The 16,923-nt window shown below is 43.0% G+C and carries 10 protein-coding genes; 6 read left to right on the forward strand and 4 right to left on the reverse strand.

The features are described from left to right. Nucleotides 1-19 precede the first annotated feature (19 nt). Nucleotides 20-1,276: a mechanosensitive ion channel family protein gene (locus tag K8P02_RS00710; protein WP_025867862.1), complete on the forward strand. Its 1,257-nt coding sequence runs from the start codon at nt 20-22 to the stop codon at nt 1,274-1,276. A gap of 27 nt (nt 1,277-1,303) precedes the next feature. Next, nucleotides 1,304-2,197 (forward strand): AraC family transcriptional regulator, encoded by an 894-nt coding sequence (locus tag K8P02_RS00715; protein ID WP_025867863.1) that lies wholly within the window; start codon nt 1,304-1,306, stop codon nt 2,195-2,197. Between the two features lie 36 nt (nt 2,198-2,233). Here K8P02_RS00715 and K8P02_RS00720 read toward each other — a convergent pair whose 3' ends face one another. Further along, nucleotides 2,234-3,220, reverse strand: coding sequence for an aldo/keto reductase (locus tag K8P02_RS00720; RefSeq protein ID WP_002559317.1), 987 nt, complete (start codon nt 3,218-3,220; stop codon nt 2,234-2,236). Nucleotides 3,221-3,534: 314 nt separating this feature from the next. On the opposite strand from K8P02_RS00720, the gene K8P02_RS00725 reads away from it, so the two are divergent. The 3 genes from K8P02_RS00725 (at nt 3,535) to K8P02_RS00735 (ending at nt 7,659) form a co-directional block, all read left to right on the forward strand. After that, on the forward strand, nt 3,535-4,713 hold the full coding sequence (locus tag K8P02_RS00725; protein WP_025867864.1) for a glycoside hydrolase family 130 protein: 1,179 nt from the start codon (nt 3,535-3,537) through the stop codon (nt 4,711-4,713). A gap of 110 nt (nt 4,714-4,823) precedes the next feature. Continuing rightward, entirely contained in the window at nt 4,824-6,191 is a 1,368-nt protein-coding gene (locus K8P02_RS00730) for an MFS transporter (protein WP_223381884.1), read from the forward strand. Between the two features lie 265 nt (nt 6,192-6,456). Further along, nucleotides 6,457-7,659, forward strand: a complete 1,203-nt coding sequence (locus tag K8P02_RS00735; protein ID WP_223381885.1) for an AGE family epimerase/isomerase — start codon at nt 6,457-6,459, stop codon at nt 7,657-7,659. 241 nt (nt 7,660-7,900) lie between these two features. Here the strand turns inward: K8P02_RS00735 and K8P02_RS00740 are convergent, their stop codons facing one another. Further along, on the reverse strand, nt 7,901-9,412 hold the full coding sequence (locus K8P02_RS00740) for a hypothetical protein (RefSeq protein WP_044158436.1): 1,512 nt from the start codon (nt 9,410-9,412) through the stop codon (nt 7,901-7,903). A 25-nt stretch (nt 9,413-9,437) separates the two neighbouring features. Continuing rightward, nucleotides 9,438-12,236, reverse strand: a complete 2,799-nt coding sequence (locus tag K8P02_RS00745; protein ID WP_025867866.1) for a TonB-dependent receptor — start codon at nt 12,234-12,236, stop codon at nt 9,438-9,440. Between the two features lie 216 nt (nt 12,237-12,452). On the opposite strand from K8P02_RS00745, the gene K8P02_RS00750 reads away from it, so the two are divergent. Beyond that, nucleotides 12,453-15,269, forward strand: a complete 2,817-nt coding sequence (locus K8P02_RS00750; protein WP_223381887.1) for a sensor histidine kinase — start codon at nt 12,453-12,455, stop codon at nt 15,267-15,269. Between the two features lie 207 nt (nt 15,270-15,476). Here K8P02_RS00750 and K8P02_RS00755 read toward each other — a convergent pair whose 3' ends face one another. After that, on the reverse strand, nt 15,477-16,919 hold the full coding sequence (locus K8P02_RS00755) for an NADH-quinone oxidoreductase subunit N (protein WP_002559324.1): 1,443 nt from the start codon (nt 16,917-16,919) through the stop codon (nt 15,477-15,479). Between the last annotated feature and the right edge of the window lie 4 nt (nt 16,920-16,923).

A 16,923-nucleotide genomic window follows, 5' to 3' on the forward strand; every position in this document is an offset into this window, starting at 1 on the left:
CGGCAGATAAAGTATAACAATGGAAAAAATTACAGGTATAATCAAGGGAATTCTCCAGTCATGGGGATTTAATGAGTCGTGGACTGATGATTTAACGAGTACTATCATTTTAGTTATCATTTTGGCTATTGCTTTTCTGGGAGATGCCATTTGCAAGCATGTTATCCTGACGACGGTTACCCGGCTTGTGAAAAAAACAAAGGCCACATGGGATGACGTTGTGTTTGATCGCAAAGTGATGATTTACCTCAGTCATCTGGTGGCACCTATCATTCTGTATATACTGCTACCGCTTGCCATATCCAATGCCGGCCTGCTGACTTTTATATTACGTATTTGCATGATTTATATCATTGCAGTCTTTTTAAAGTTTATCAGTGCACTTCTCTCTGCACTTTATCATGTATACAGCGAGCGTGAGCAGTTTCGCGACCGTCCTTTGAAAGGATTGTTACAAACGGTTCAGGTCATTCTTTTCTTTATTGGTGGTATTATTATCGTCAGTATTCTGATTGATAAATCGCCGATGGTGTTGCTTACCGGTCTGGGAGCTTCTGCCGCTGTCCTGATGTTGGTGTTCAAAGACAGTATTATGGGCTTCGTTTCGGGCATTCAACTTTCTGCCAACAATATGCTGAAGGTGGGAGACTGGATTGAGATGCCGAAGTATGGAGCCGACGGAACGGTGATTGAAGTAACCTTGAATACCGTAAAGGTACGTAACTGGGACAATACCATTACCACCATTCCTCCCTATGCTCTGGTCAGTGATTCTTTTCAGAACTGGCGGGGTATGCAGGAGTCCGGAGGACGACGTATAAAGCGTTCTATCAGGATTGATATGAACAGTGTGAAGTTCTGTACTCCGGAGATGTTGGCAAAATACCGGAAAATACGTTTGCTGAAAGACTATATCGAAGAGACGGAGAAGGTAGTGGAGGAGTATAACAAAGAGCATGGAATAGACAACTCCGTGTTAGTGAATGGCCGTCGTCAGACCAATTTAGGTGTATTCCGTGCCTACCTGACTAATTATCTGAGAAGCCTTCCGGCAGTCAATCAGGATCTTACATGTATGGTGCGTCAGTTGCAACCCACCGAACAAGGTATTCCTCTCGAACTCTATTTCTTCTCGTCCATCAAAGCCTGGATACCTTATGAAGGTGTTCAAGCCGATGTGTTCGATCACGTGCTTGCCATTATTCCGGAATTTGATTTGCATGTCTTCCAGAATCCTACAGGAGAAGATTTCAGGGCGTTAAGCAGGAATGATTAAGAATTTAGACTAATACTATTTACAACAATGAATGCACAGCAAAGTTATATTATCCGTGAGATTACTCCACTCTCTGACAAAGATTGTTTTTATGTAGCCGAGCGGTATAAGACGGAATTTACATACCCTATTCACAATCATGCCGAATTTGAATTGAACTTTTGTGAGAAGGCTGCTGGAGTACGTAGGATTGTAGGTGACTCTGCGGAAGTAATTGGCGACTATGATCTGGTGTTGATTACCGGGCAGGATCTGGAGCATGTCTGGGAGCAAAATGAATGCAACTCAAAAGAGATACGCGAGATAACTATTCAGTTTTCCCCTGATCTTTTCTCTGAAAGCTTCATTAATAAGAATCAGTTCGATTCTATTCGCCGGATGTTGGAACGTGCGCAAAAAGGACTTTGCTTCCCTATGTCTGCCATTATGAAAGTGTATTCCATGCTCGACACATTAGCTTCTGAAAAACAAGGATTTTATGCTGTGCTTAAGTTCATGACTATTCTGTATGAGCTTTCTCTCTTTGAGGAGGAATCCCGTACATTGTCCAGTTCTTCTTTTGCGAAGATCGATATCCATGCTGATAGTCGGAGGGTACAGAAGGTACAGGAATATATCAATGAGCACTATAAAGAGGAGATTCGTTTGAATAATCTGGCAGATATGGTAGGAATGACTGCTGTTTCTTTTAGCCGCTTTTTCAAACTTCGTACCGGAAAGAGTCTTTCTGATTATATTATTGATATCCGTCTTGGGTTTGCAGCCCGGTTGCTGGTAGATTCCACTATGTCTGTAGCGGAAATCTGCTATGATTGCGGATTCAATAACCTCTCTAATTTTAACCGGATATTTAAGAAGAAAAAGGCATGCTCTCCTAAGGAGTTTCGGGAGAATTACAGGAAAAAGAAGAAGATTGTGTGAGAAGTGGTAGGGTTGTAACCCTACCTCCTCATAATCCTATAACCTCCTTAATTCTTCCTTTGTAAATGAGGTATTTCTTATTGCTTTCAGATTATCTTCCAGTTGGGCTACCGAGCTGGCACCAATGATGACTGATGTTACTAAATCATCTTTTAGAACCCATGCCAGAGCCATCTCTGCTAAGGTTTGTCCCCGTTCCTCTGCCATTTTGTTCAGTGCTTTGATTTTGCTTAAAACATCTTCTGTGAGTTGTTCCTTTTTTAGGAAACCTCCGCGGGCCATTCGTGAATCTTCGGGAATGCCATTGAGGTATCGGTTTGTCAATAATCCTTGTGCTAAGGGAGAGAATGCAATAAATCCGGTACCATTTTCTTTGGCTTGCCGGAGGATACCTTCTTCTTCCGGTTCCCGATTGAACAGGTTATATTTTCCTTGATAGAGCAAGCAATGCACATCTCTTTCTGCCAGATATTTGTAAGCAAATTCAGCGGCCTCTTTCGGGTATTTGGAGATACCTACATACAATGCTTTTCCCTGGCGGACAATATCTACCAATGTTTGCAATGTTTCTTCCAATGGAGTCACCGGATCATAACGGTGCGAATAGAAAATATCCACATAATCCAGATTCATACGTTTCAAGCTTTGGTTAAGGCTTGCCATCAGATATTTTCTTGATCCCCATTCTCCGTAGGGGCCCGGCCACATATCGTGTCCGGCTTTCGTAGAGATAAACAGCTCATCCCGGTAAGGAAGGAATGATTTTCTCATAATCTCACCGAACGTTTCTTCTGCCGAGCCATAGGAAGGCCCGTAGTTATTTGCCAGATCGAAATGAGTGATTCCCTTATCGAAAGCATAATGCGCCATTCGCTGGCTGTTGGCAAATGTATCTACATCTCCGAAGTTATGCCACAGCCCCAAGGAAATTTCCGGGAGCATGATTCCGCTTTTGCCACAACGTCGGTACTTCATACCGTTACTGTATCTCTCGTTGTCGGGTGAATAAACAGGGTTTATCATATTTGTAATTATTAGGTTATTGTATAAGCAATGTTGCAGAATAAGTTAGTATGAAAACAAAGATATAGCTTTTTTATCAATCCGGATGTATGAGAGATGTCTTTCTGTCCTCTGGGGGAGAATAAATCGTTTATTGGCGGAGTCAACATCCTGTTCCTGCTGAGTTTCGTTTTGTTTCATTAGGTTGAGAAAACAGCTTAACTCTGTTGGTCGGTGATAAATAGTATAATGATATGATAAAATAGTATTGGATACTTTGTACGGACTACACTAACTTTGCATTATCAACTAATAAAACAGAAAAGACTTCGATTATGAGCCTATTTAAAGACAAAATTGCTACCTTGCTGGCCGAACATGAGGAATTCCTCGCCCGCAAAAACAATCCGATGAAAGGTGGAAATGGTATTATTACCCGTTATGAACATCCTGTGCTGACTGCTGCCCATACGCCGGTATTCTGGCGTTATGATCTGGATGAGAAGACGAATCCTTATCTGATGGAGCGTATCGGCATGAATGCAACCATGAATGCCGGTGCCATCAAATGGAACGGAAAGTATCTGTTGATGGTACGCGTGGAAGGTGCTGACCGTAAATCGTTCTTTGCCATTGCAGAGAGTCCTAACGGAATAGATAATTTCCGTTTCTGGGATTATCCGGTGACGATGCCTGAAGATGTTGTTCCGGCAACGAACGTTTATGATATGCGCCTTACCGCTCATGAGGACGGTTGGATATATGGTATATTCTGTGCCGAACGACCTGACGATAATGCTCCGGCAGGAGATTTGTCGTCGGCAACGGCTACAGCCGGTATCGCCCGTACCAAGGACTTGAAGAACTGGGAACGCCTTCCGGATCTGAAAACAAAGAGCCAGCAGCGTAATGTTGTATTGCATCCGGAATTCGTTGAGGGGAAATATGCACTTTATACCCGTCCGCAAGATGGATTTATTGATGCCGGAAGTGGTGGTGGTATCGGTTGGGCATTGGTAGAAGATATGACGCATGCCGAGGTGAAAGAAGAAGTCATTATAGATAAACGCTATTATCATACTATTAAAGAGGTGAAGAATGGAGAGGGACCGCACCCGATCAAGACCCCGCAAGGCTGGTTGCATTTGGCTCATGGGGTTCGCGGATGTGCTGCCGGATTACGTTATGTATTATATATGTATATGACTGACCTGAAAGATCCGACAAAACTGATTGCCTCCCCTGCCGGATATTTTATGGCTCCGGAGGGTGAAGAGCGTATCGGTGATGTATCGAATGTATTGTTCAGTAACGGTTGGATTGCTGATGAAGACGGAACGGTGTTTATCTATTATGCCTCTTCGGATACCCGTATGCATGTAGCTACATCTACCATTGATAAGTTAGTGGACTACTGCCTGCATACACCGCAGGATGGCTTTTTCTCTTCTGCTTCGGTGGAGACGCTGAAAAGGATGATAGAGAAAAACAAGAAAGTAGTGATTAGTGAGTAGTGATGAGTGATTAGTGCCATGCGGTATAATTGCGCAGCCTACTAATCACTACTCACTAATTGCTTATCACTAATCACTACTCACTCATCACTAATTACTCTTTTTCTACCATGATAAAACTCAAAGAAAAAATAGGCTACGGTTTCGGTGATATGGCTTCGTCCATGTTCTGGAAACTGTTTGGCTCTTATCTGATGATATTCTATACGGATGTTTTCGGACTTCCGGCTGCTGTGGTCGGTACCATGTTTCTCATTACCCGTGTCTGGGATTCGGCTTTCGATCCGATTGTGGGAATCATTGCTGACCGTACCCATTCCCGTTGGGGAAAGTTCCGTCCTTATCTGCTGTTTCTTGCCATTCCTTTCGGGCTGATTGGCATATTGACGTTCACTACTCCCGATCTGAGTGATACCGGCAAATTGATATACGCCTATGTCACTTATTCGTTGATGATGATGATTTATTCTGCTATCAATGTGCCTTATGCTTCATTGTTGGGAGTGATGAGTCCTGATCCGAAAGAGCGGAATACACTGTCTACTTATCGCATGACATTTGCCTATATCGGCAGTTTCATAGCTCTGTTGCTGTTTATGCCTATGGTGAATTACTTTAGCCAGGGACACAGTGAACAACACGGTTGGATGATGAGTGTGATAGTCATAGCAGTCATGTGTATGATACTGTTCTATGGCTGTTTTGCATTGACGCGCGAAAGGGTGAAACCTATTAAGGAGGCACAAAGCCCGTTGAAGGAAGATGTGAAAGATTTGCTTCACAATAAGCCCTGGTGGATTCTGCTCGGTGCAGGTATTGCTGCATTGATCTTCAACTCTGTTCGCGACGGGGCCACGGTTTACTATTTCAAGTACTTCATTGTGGAGGAAGATTATGCTACTGTTTCCTTCTTCGGAGTCTCGTTTGTACTAAGCGGGCTTTATCTGGCCGTGGGGCAGGTTGCCAATATCGTAGGGGTAGTTCTTGCTGCGCCACTCAGTAACCGTATTGGTAAGAAAGCTACCTACATGGGTGCCATGGTGATTGCTACCGTACTGAGCATTATCTTCTATTGGTTTGGAAAGGGAGACATTGCACTGATATTCATTTTCCAGATACTGATTAGTATTTGTGCCGGAAGCATTTTCCCGCTGTTATGGTCTATGTACGCCGACTGTGCCGATTACTCTGAGTTGAGAACCGGCAATCGGGCTACCGGGCTGATATTCTCTTCTTCTTCCATGAGCCAGAAATTCGGTTGGGCAATCGGCAGTGCTATCACCGGTTGGTTACTTGCTTATTTTGGTTTCAAGGCCAATGCTGTACAGAGTGCCGAAGCGATTCATGGCATTAAAATGTTCCTGAGCTTCCTGCCGGCAATAGGTACAATACTGAGTGTACTATTTATCAGTATGTATCCGTTGAGTGAGAAGAAGATGAAAGACATCACGGCAGAACTGGAGAGAAAACGGAATTAAAAAAACAATAGGAATCAGTAATTCAAACCAGATCCGATATGAATCAGTTCACCACAGAGGATACGGAGGGCGCAGAGATATTATTTTCTCTGATGAAACGCGGATGATCGCAGATGAACGCAGATTAAAAAACTGTAGTTCTTTATTTTATCGTTATTTCCCTTTGCGAAAATCTGCGTTCATCTGCGTTTCAATAAAGATTTAAAACTCTGTGCCCTCTGTGTCCTCTGTGGGGGTGGGGAAATACATTCAAAACCATACAAATATGAATCAATCTATATCAACTTTGAAGCAAGAGGTGCAGGAGGTACTTATTACCAATATCCTGCCCTATTGGATGAACCGAATGGTGGACGAAGAGAACGGTGGTTTCTACGGGCGTATCACCGGCATGGAACAACGGATGCCCGAAGCAGAGAAAGGAGCTATCCTTAATGCCCGCATTTTGTGGACTTACTCCGCCGCATATCGTTTGTTGAAAAAAGAAGAATATCTTGCTATGGCCACCCGTGCCAAAGAGTACATTATTCACCACTTTTACGATAAAGAGTTTGGTGGTATTTATTGGAGTCTCGATTGCAAAGGAGCGCCGCTCGATACAAAGAAACAGATTTATGCCCTCGGCTTTGCTATTTACGGACTGAGTGAGTATAATCGCGCTACCGGAGATAAGGAAGCTCTTGACTATGCCGTACGCCTCTTTGAGAGCATCGAAGCATATAGCTTTGACACTGTGAAGAATGGTTATTGTGAAGCCCTTACCCGTGAGTGGGATGAAATGGAAGACATGCGTCTCAGCGAGAAAGATGCCAATGAACGTAAAACAATGAATACGCATCTCCATATTCTCGAACCCTATACCAACCTTTACCGGGTGTGGAAAGATGAACGGCTGAAAAGGCAATTGTATAATCTTATCCTGATTTTTACCGATAAAATACTAAACCGGGAAACGGGGCACCTGCAACTCTTTTTTGATGACGACTGGAATAGCAAGTACCGGATTGTTTCCTACGGTCATGATATTGAAGCTTCCTGGCTCATTCATGAAGCTGCATTGGAGCTGGGCGACAAAGACTTGCTGGCAAAAGTAGAACCGATTGTGAAACAAATAGCGATAGCAGCTTCTGAAGGGTTTACTCCGGAAGGAGGGATGATTTATGAAAAGAATCCCGATACTCACCGGGTAGATGCCGACCGTCATTGGTGGGTACAAGCTGAGACAGTGGTTGGCTATATGAACCTTTTCCAGCATTTCAATGATAAGGAGGCTTTGCAAAAGGCCATTGCCTGCTGGGATTTTATCAGGAAGTATCTCATAGACCGGGAGAATGGTGAATGGTATTGGAGTATCCGTGCCGATGGCACAGTGAACCGCGAAGATGATAAAGCCGGTTTCTGGAAATGCCCTTATCATAACGGGCGTATGTGTATGGAAGTACTGATGAGGCTTTGCCTCGTAGAGTAATGATTCGTTGCCCGGCATGCAGAGTTGTTTTACATGTACATGTAAAGCTGCTCCACATGTACATGTCGTACTGTCCCACATGCACATGTCGTACTGCTTTACATGTACATGTAAAACAACTCCCCACACCGGGCAACAATACATTCCTTCCTAACCTAACCAATGAGCCATCCCGGGCAATCCTGTCTACCTGATATTTAAATAGTCTCATCGCCTGGCGTACCTCCCTGTGCGGGAAGCACTAATAGTCTGTATTTTCCGGATCAAAGTTGGTCCAGTTATCCATCCAGTTGTCTTGTGCGGAGAAAGCACCGATATAAGTAACTTTTTCCAGTTGGGTAGCATTGGGTACGGCATCGAACGAAGCTTTACCCAGCAGTGGACTTTCGCTTGTTGGTGCATATTTCTGTCCTACGTTTTTCGTGTCGATTAGTTTCAGATCGTCTTCGTTCTCAAACACTGTATTTCCTTTCTGTGCTTTGAAGAAAGTGCTGGAATAAGACGGTTTTGTTTCGTCGTAAGTAATCTTACCGTCGCTGTATGTACCAAGTACATCTTCGTACTTCTTGTTAGCATCCGTACCTACCACCGAGTTCTTGCCCAAAGCCAGATAGATGTTTTGCAATACGATCTTCCCTTCTTTGGCCGATTCAACCGTATTTCCTTTTTCACCGTCGATGATCAGTCCGATAGGCCAGCCGATGGCTACGGAATTAACGCAATTCAGGTTACTGCTGCGACGTATCTGCATAGCCGACTGGAATTTACCAAGACCAGAGTTGTTATTAGGATAGAGATCACCGGCATTGATGTAGTCCGAAGTATTCTGGAAATCAGCATTGAGTTTTGTGGCAGGGCCTACAAAGGTAACATTACTGAATACAGCTGTCGTAATAGGGGTGGCTGCGATATTACCGTCAGCGCAGTTGTCCGACTCAAATCCGTTACTCTGTGATACGTCTGCAATTTTCGGGTCACGCACGCCCAGACAGAATTGCACGTTTCCGGAGAATCCATTGTCCGTATCAAAGTCGTCGTCCCAGCCTTTGTAAGCAATCAGGTGCTTGCAGTCTACGCTTCCGCCAAACCATTCAAAAGAATCGTCATTAGAATAGGATACCTGCAGGTGGTCTACTATCGTACCTTTACCTACTGAACCGAAAGTGATACCGTTGATTTCCTTATCCTTTTCAAAAGGGAAACCGGCAAACTCTACACGGATATATTTGAAGATACCGGAGTTATCGTTATCGTCATTGCCTCCATGTTTGGTTCTGGGACCACCTTCTATTTGCTGCTCTTTCTGATTGTTATTTGCCTTTCCGCAGATGATGAGTCCACCCCAGTCACCCGGACGGCGGAGACCTTTTTTCATCATGGAAGTCATTACAATCGGTTCTTGAGCCGTACCTTCGGCAATCAGTTTACCACCGCGTTCTACAATTAAAGCAGCTTTTGTACTCTTGTCGCCACGGATTACCGTACCCGGGTCAATGGTAACCGTCACTCCGTCAGTGATGTAACACCAGCCTTTCATGAGATACGTACCTTTGGTGATGTGTACGTTCTGTTTCACTTCCCATTGTTGTGCACCCTCATTATTGCCGAAGAGTACTTCCAGATCTTTAATGTTGGTGTCCTCATTCGGATCGATAAAGTAAGAAGGAGCACTTTCGTTATCGCTACAACTTGTTACGGTGCCAAGTGCCAATATAGATGAGAGGCAAAGGGCTGCAAACATACTCTTTTTCATTGTCATTCTTTGTTTAAGTGATGAATTATAGATTAAAACTAATACTCAGATTAATATTTCTTCCGGGCTGATAAGCGCGGGTGATCTCTTCATGTTCGGACTTCACGTCACCTTTGCGTACCTCCGAGACCTGTTTGAAGTAAACTTTTTCGGCAAGCAGATCGCGTACACCGGCTTTCACTTCCCAGCGGCCGAACTTCTTACTTAGAGAAAGGTCTATCGTGTTGCGTGGCATCTCGTAGGAGTTGGGTAAGTTGTTGGTGTTTTCACTTCCGGCACTTCCTACACTGCGGCCTACTCCGATGATGCGTTTTCCGATACGGTTGTAAAGTACGGCAGCATTCAGTCCCAGCTTCTCATTCTGATAGAAAAGGCCTGTATTGATGAGGTAAGGAGATTGTCCCTGCATGGGGCGGTCAAGCTCAATGCTGTTCTTGTCGAATTCTACCTTACTCTTGATCCATGCTCCGTTGAAAGTCCAGCTTAAATCTTTCAGGCCGATAAAGCCGAGGTTCTTACGGATATCAAGTTCGATACCATAGTTGTTGGCTGCTTTGGCATTCTTATAAGAATAGGTGAGGTCTGTTCCTCCGTTTACGGTGTAAGTCCACTCTATCGGATTCTGGAAGTTCTTGTAGAAAAGTGCTACTGAGATCACCTCTCCGCCGGAAGGATAATACTCATAACGGAAGTCTATATTCTGAATATACGCAGATTTTAAGTCCGGGTTTCCTTCTACCGGACTTGCCAGATCGAAGTCATAATATACGGAACTGGAAACTTCACGGAATTCGGCACGGTTGACGGACTTTCCGTAAGCCAGACGCAATTGCTGCTTTTCCGTTAGTTCATAGCTGATGTTCAGAGACGGGAACAGGTCATTATTGGTATAGTACTTGCTTTTGGGGCTTTTGGCTGTAGAGCGGGTATTGCTGATCAATTCCATTTGATTGTACTCATAACGTACTCCCGCGTAGATATTGAAAGCTCCCAAAGGCAGATTAGCCCCTATGTATCCGGCTGTCAGGATATTATTTCCACTATAATCGTTCAGCTTGTTGGGTTCTTCAAAAAGGTGAAGTTTGTCTAAACCATAATTCTCCGGACGTAATACGGTATTTATCATATCCATATAGCGAAAGTCAGCCGGAAGTGTGTTGCTTGCCTGATTCCAGTTATAATAGAAGCGGCGGGTGGTAAATTCACGTGTACGGTATTCGCTGTAAGCACCGGCTTTCAGTGTCGGATTGAATGTACCGAAAGAATATTCGTGTTGATAGTTGATGTTGGCCGAAGCAATGTGTTCGTCCAGCTTGTAGAACTCACGGCTGATATCCGAACCACTGGTTAGCCCTATCCTGTCTTTTTCAAGTTCATCATTCAACAGGATGCGGCGGCGGTCGGGCATATTGCGGTTGGCGTATGCATATCCGGTACTCCAATCCAGTTTGCCGTTGTCAAAGGTATGTTTTCCGGTGAATTGCCCGTTGTAGGTAGTCCGGCTGGAGTAGTAATATTCCATACTCCGTTCATTATTGCTCTGTGCATCTATACCTTCGCGGGTGGTGTACCGACTTTTGCCAAGCTGGTTGAAGATGTTCTTGAATTCAAAATGATGGCGGCTGTCTTTGGGTTGGAAAGTAAGATTTGCCATGGCTCCGAGGCGCACATCGTTATTGTATTGGTTGTCTATGCTTCTGCGTAGATATACTGAGTGGTCATGAGTTACGTCATAAGCTCCGAACAGGGAGTTTTCCATATCCTTGTAAGTTTTATAGCTGTTGCTATAGTTCAGTGTAGCCAATAGACCGTATTTGCGTCCGCTTTCCGTATCCCAGATGTGGCTGTAGGAAGTATTCAGTTTCAAATCGGGCAGGGGCTTTTTGTTTTTTACGGTCCAGTCATTGTTCAATCCGTTATTCATCAGATCTACGGCCTTGCCATCAAAAGTATTCATTATTTTGTCAATGCCTCCTTGTAGTGAACGTAGCCCGTTGTCGAAACCAAGCAGATCGGTTTTGCTTCCCTTGTTATAGTAGAAATCCCTGAAATGGGTATTGTCATTTACTGCCGCACCCACAGAGAGGTTAAAGCTGTTTTCACTTGGCATATCTTTGGTATTGATCAGAATAAAACCTCCTGTGAAGTCCGAGGGATATTCCGGTGCAGGACTTTTCACGATCACCATGTTGTCAAGTTGTGAACTGGGAATGATGTCAAATGAGAAAGCACGTGAATCGGCTTCCGAACTGGGCACGGCCCCTCCGTTTATCCATACATTATTATACCTTTGCGAGAGTCCGCGTACCATAACAAACTTTTCATCGATAATGGATACACCTGGTACCCGCTTGATAACCTCCGAAGCGTCTTTGTCTTGTGTTTTACTGATTTGCTGGGCCGATACTCCGCTTTGTACTACCAGGCTTCGGCGTTGGTCGGTCATTATTGCCACATCGGTATTTCTTTTCATTTGTGCCACAACGGTGACATCACTCAACGTCTGTGCGTCAGCCTCCATCTCAAAGTTAAGTATGAGTGGCGCATGGGTGACCTTTATATCTTTCTGTATAATGTCTTTATATCCTACGTATCTTATTTCGAGCGTATATACACCACTCTTGAGATTGTTGAATTGGTACTTGCCGTCCATGTCGGCAACTGTTCCGAGTGTAGTCCCTGAAAGTTGTATGGTTGCTCCGGTCAGTGGCTCGTTTGTAACCCGGTCTGTGACTGTACCATGAATGTTACCTGCTTGTGCTGCAAAAGTCAGTACGGTGAGTAAAAAGAAGAACGAAATTGCTTTTCTAAATGCTTGTTTCATATTCATTATAGGTGTATTTCTTTTGACGTTGCAAAGGTGCGGAGAAGGGATTACATAGGTAATACACTTGAAATACAATTGGTTTGCACTTCTGTTACAATCAGGTGTCTTTATGGGTTTTTCGATAGGTGAAAATGCTGCATGTAAAAAAACTCTTTTAGTGCCATAATATATAATTAATTAATTACTTTTGCCGAATATAGATAATTGTATTGTATGGCCGTTTCTACTAACTTTCAATGCAACGATTACGAACGTTTGCGTGAGCTTACTTTTTTAGCACAAATAGGCTGGTGGGAGGCCAATTTTGCTACCAGAACTTTTCGTTGTTCTGAGTATATTTGCGATTTACTTAAACTGGAAAACGATGAGATCAGTTTTGATTCGTTTTCTCGTTTGATCCGGCAGGATTATAATGGACGTACCAAGCGTGAATTCATCTCTTTGTCATACATTGATGTATATGATCAGACTTATCCTCTGCTTATTGATGGAAAGGAAATATGGATTCATTCACATCTGGGTTCTAAGAAAAGAAATGAAGCGGGTGAATTAATAGCCTTTGGCTATATTCGTCAGGTGGAAGGAGCAGAAAAAGATATGGCAGCGAGGCTTGCCATACGTACTAATGAACAACTTGCACGGCAAAACTCAATTTCACAATCGCTCTATTATTTTGTTCAGGAGTCGGATGCTACACCCGGTATCAATAGTATATTGAATGATATACTTCAGTTTTTTCAGGGAGGGCGCGTTTATATCTTTGAGTATGACGAGGAGTGTAAACATCATAGTTGTATTTTTGAGGTCTTGGCAGATGGAGTGAAGCCGGAAATTGATATTTTACAGAATATCCCGGCTCAGGAACTTCCATGGTGGACGGAGAGAATTCTTTCCGGGCAGCCAATTATCCTTAATTCTGTTGAAGACCTGAAGGAAAAAGCTCCGGCTGAATATGATATTCTTAGTAAGCAGAATATTAAATCGCTGTTGGTTGTCCCTCTCAAATCTGGGGAAAAAGTACGTGGGTATCTGGGAGTGGATTTAGTGAAACGTACTCATATGTGGAGCAATGACGACTGTCAGTGGCTCTCTTCATTAGCCAATATTATCAGTATTTGTACCGAACTGCGTTATGCCCGTGATGAGGCTAAACACGAGCAAGCTTTCATGCACAATTTGTTTCACTATATGCCTATCGGATATATTCATATAAGTATTGTACGTGATGCTGAGGGTAAGCCGATAGATTATCTGGTCACTGATACGAATCAGATGTGTACTGATCTGATGGGGATTCCAAGTACTGATTATATTGGGAAATATGCCAGTGAACTGCATGTTAACTATCAGCAGAAGCTGAATTATATTGCTGATATTATAGATGGGAGTGGTTATAAAGAATTAGAAGTATCTTTTCCTGTATCCGGTAAAAATAGCCGTTGTATTGTTTATTCTCCTGAAAAAGATGAGATAGTGGCACTCTTTGTTGATATAACAGAGACTGAACAGGCACACAAGGCACTGGACCGTAGTGAAAAGCTCTTGAGTATAGTCTTTGCTAATATTCCTGTTGGTATAGAAATCTATGATCAGAATGGTTTCATGATCGATATTAATAATAAAGACATGGAAATATTCGGGGTTCGTGACAAAGCAGATGTATTGGGTGTTAACGTATTTGATAACCCGAATATATCGGAGGAAATCAGAGAACGGATGCGCAATGAAGAAAAGCTGGATTTTCGTATGAATTATACGTTTACCAGTATACGAGAATATTATGAATCTGAAAGAAAAGGATATATAGCTCTCTATACCAAGGTGAGTAAGTTCTTTGGCAAGGATGGTAAGTTTCTCGGGTATATATTTTTGAATATGGATAACACCGAGCAATTGGATGCTATCAAAAAGATACAGGATTTTGAAAATTTCTTCCTTTTGATTTCTGATTATGCTAAAGTAGGCTATGCGAAGCTCAATCTTCTTGATAAGCAAGGATATGCTATAAAGCAGTGGTTTAAGAACATGGGTGAGGAAGAGGATGCTCCGTTGGCAGATATTGTAGGTGTGTATAGTAAAATACATCCCGACGATCGTGAACAGATTCTTAATTTCTATCAGGAGGTAATAGAAGGACGTAGTAAAAGTTTTCGTAGTGAAGTCCGTGTACACAAGACAGCAGAGGAAATGCAGGATTCCAAAGTTCCGGATTTCTCCGAATGGAATTGGGTGCGGATGAATATTATGATGTCTCATTATGCTCCTGAAGAAGGACTGATAGAGATAATAGGTATCAATTATGATATCACGGAAATGAAGGAGATCGAAGTCAAGTTGATTGATGCCAAAGAAAAGGCAGAAGAAGCCGACCATCTGAAAAGTGCTTTCCTGGCTAATATGAGTCATGAAATACGTACTCCGCTGAATGCGATTGTGGGTTTTTCCGGATTACTGGTCGAGACCGAAGATGTGGAAGAACGCAAACAGTACATCGGTATTGTTGAAGAGAATAATGAGCTATTGTTACAGTTGATTTCGGATATCCTTGATTTGTCGAAAATAGAAGCTGGTACTTTTGAATTTACTATCACGGAGGTGAATGTAAATTTGTTATGTGAGGACATTGTACGTAGCATGCAGGGAAAGACCACAGAAACAGTAAGGCTGGTATTTGATAAACATTTGCCGGAATGTTATATTATGAGTGATCGTAACCGTCTGCACCAGGTTATCTCTAACTTTGTGAATAATGCAGCTAAGTTTACTTCGGAAGGAACTATAAAAGTAGGATATGAACAACTGGAAGATAGTAGAATTCGTTTTTATGTGTCCGATACTGGTATTGGGATTAAAGAAGAATACCGGGTACAGATTTTTGATCGTTTCGTGAAGCTGAATTCATTTATTCATGGTACCGGTTTGGGGCTTTCTATTTGCCGGAGTATTATAGATCAGTTGCATGGTGAGATCGGAGTGGAATCTGAACCGGGTAAAGGCTCCTGTTTCTGGTTTATATTGCCGATAGTGTAAGGACAGCTTGAAGCTATCGGCACTTATCCCGAAGTGATGGTTGCACTTACACGGAATAACAGTTGCATTAAAAAACGCAGATTACACAGATTATCGCAAATTAAATTTAAGTTTTGCGATAATCTGTGTAATCTGCGTTTAGAAGTTACATGTTGATAACTTTCTCACGCTTCTGATATTCTGCTTTGAAAGATGATCATCCGGTCTTTACAGTCCGAATGCGAACTTATCTATTGTCTGGTAAACTACACTTGCAATACCTAAGCCTAAAATACCCAATACACAAAGTGCCAAACCTATTCTTGTACAGTTGTCACTTCGGAATGCCGGTGCCGGATTGTCTGAAGGTGTAATGTACATGGCTTTCACTATCAACAGGTAGTAATATAGTGAAATAACAGTATTGATCAGCGCTATGAACACCAACAGATGGAAACCTGCCTGAAATGCCGACATGAAGATGAAGAACTTAGAGAAGAATCCCGCAAACGGTGGAATACCTGCCAGTGAGAATAGAGACAAGGTCATAATGAATGCCAGTTTCGGGTTTGTTTTATAAAGTCCTGCATAGTCTTCGAGCGTGAATCTTTGGCTGCGGAGTGCTACAATAGTAATCACTGCGAATACGCCTAAATTGGCTACAGCGTAAACCAATACGTAGTATACCAGTGAAGACATTCCGGAAGCTGTACCGCCAATCACACCCAGCATAATATATCCTGCCTGAGAGATACTGGAAAATGCCATCAGGCGTTTCAGGTTCTGCTGGCGGATCGCAAACAGGTTAGCTATTGTAATAGAAACAATTGTGATCCAGTAAAGAACCTCCTGCCAGTCTGCTATCATCGGGGCAAATACTTTAATCAATACTGTGAGAAGTACGAAAGCTGCCGAACCTTTTGAGATGACACTTAGGTAGGCTGTTACCACACTCGGTGCACCTTCGTATACGTCTGCTGTCCAAAGATGGAAAGGAACCAGAGAGAGTTTGAATCCCATACCGGAGAAGAAAAATACAAATGCCATTACCTGCAACATATTACCATCAATGTGTGCAGGCAGGTCGTTGAAGTAAAGAGTACCGCAAGTGCCATAAATCATCGATAAGCCAAACAGCAATAAAGCGCTGGAAAATAAGGCTGTCAAAATGTATTTGGCACCAGCCTCGGCAGAGTGGTGACGGTATTTGTCGAAAGCAACCAGTGCTGCCATCGGAATACTGGCTGTTTCCAGGCCGATGAAGAACATCAGGAAGTGTCCGGCAGATATCATGAGATACATACCTAATAAAGTGGAGAGTGTCATGATATAAAATTCACCGCGTTTGATTGCTGTATCTTCCAGCTTCAGCCATTCGGCAGCCATAAAGAATACGATAATCGTGCCGATGTTGAGCACTGCTTTGATAATGGTTTGCATCGGCGTATATTGATACATTCCGCCAAAAGCTTCCGCATTACCGGCTGCAGGTACCAGGTTGATAACCGTATGAATGATCAGCAATGCGATAGGAAGCAGGGTTGCAAAACGTGCATGTCCGGGAGTATTTCGCTTTTCCGGGTCCATAAACAAGTCGGCCAGAAATATAATGAGGATAACTGCTATCAGTGATAACTCCTCTTTCATATATAGAAATTGTGAATAATCCATTTCT

It is taken from the genome of Bacteroides nordii, from assembly GCF_019930665.1.
In the GTDB taxonomy this organism is placed as follows: domain Bacteria; phylum Bacteroidota; class Bacteroidia; order Bacteroidales; family Bacteroidaceae; genus Bacteroides; species Bacteroides nordii.

Bases quoted from the DNA above. Each gene is read 5' to 3' on its own strand.
- K8P02_RS00715 (WP_025867863.1), top strand. From the start codon at position 1,304: ATGAATGCACAGCAAAGTTATATTATCCGTGAGATTACTCCACTCTCT.
- K8P02_RS00735 (WP_223381885.1), top strand. From the start codon at position 6,457: ATGAATCAATCTATATCAACTTTGAAGCAAGAGGTGCAGGAGGTACTT.
- K8P02_RS00755 (WP_002559324.1), bottom strand. From the start codon at position 16,919: ATGGATTATTCACAATTTCTATATATGAAAGAGGAGTTATCACTGATA.
- K8P02_RS00725 (WP_025867864.1), top strand. From the start codon at position 3,535: ATGAGCCTATTTAAAGACAAAATTGCTACCTTGCTGGCCGAACATGAG.
- K8P02_RS00745 (WP_025867866.1), bottom strand. From the start codon at position 12,236: ATGAAACAAGCATTTAGAAAAGCAATTTCGTTCTTCTTTTTACTCACC.
- K8P02_RS00720 (WP_002559317.1), bottom strand. From the start codon at position 3,220: ATGATAAACCCTGTTTATTCACCCGACAACGAGAGATACAGTAACGGT.
- K8P02_RS00730 (WP_223381884.1), top strand. From the start codon at position 4,824: ATGATAAAACTCAAAGAAAAAATAGGCTACGGTTTCGGTGATATGGCT.
- K8P02_RS00750 (WP_223381887.1), top strand. From the start codon at position 12,453: ATGGCCGTTTCTACTAACTTTCAATGCAACGATTACGAACGTTTGCGT.
- K8P02_RS00710 (WP_025867862.1), top strand. From the start codon at position 20: ATGGAAAAAATTACAGGTATAATCAAGGGAATTCTCCAGTCATGGGGA.
- K8P02_RS00740 (WP_044158436.1), bottom strand. From the start codon at position 9,412: ATGAAAAAGAGTATGTTTGCAGCCCTTTGCCTCTCATCTATATTGGCA.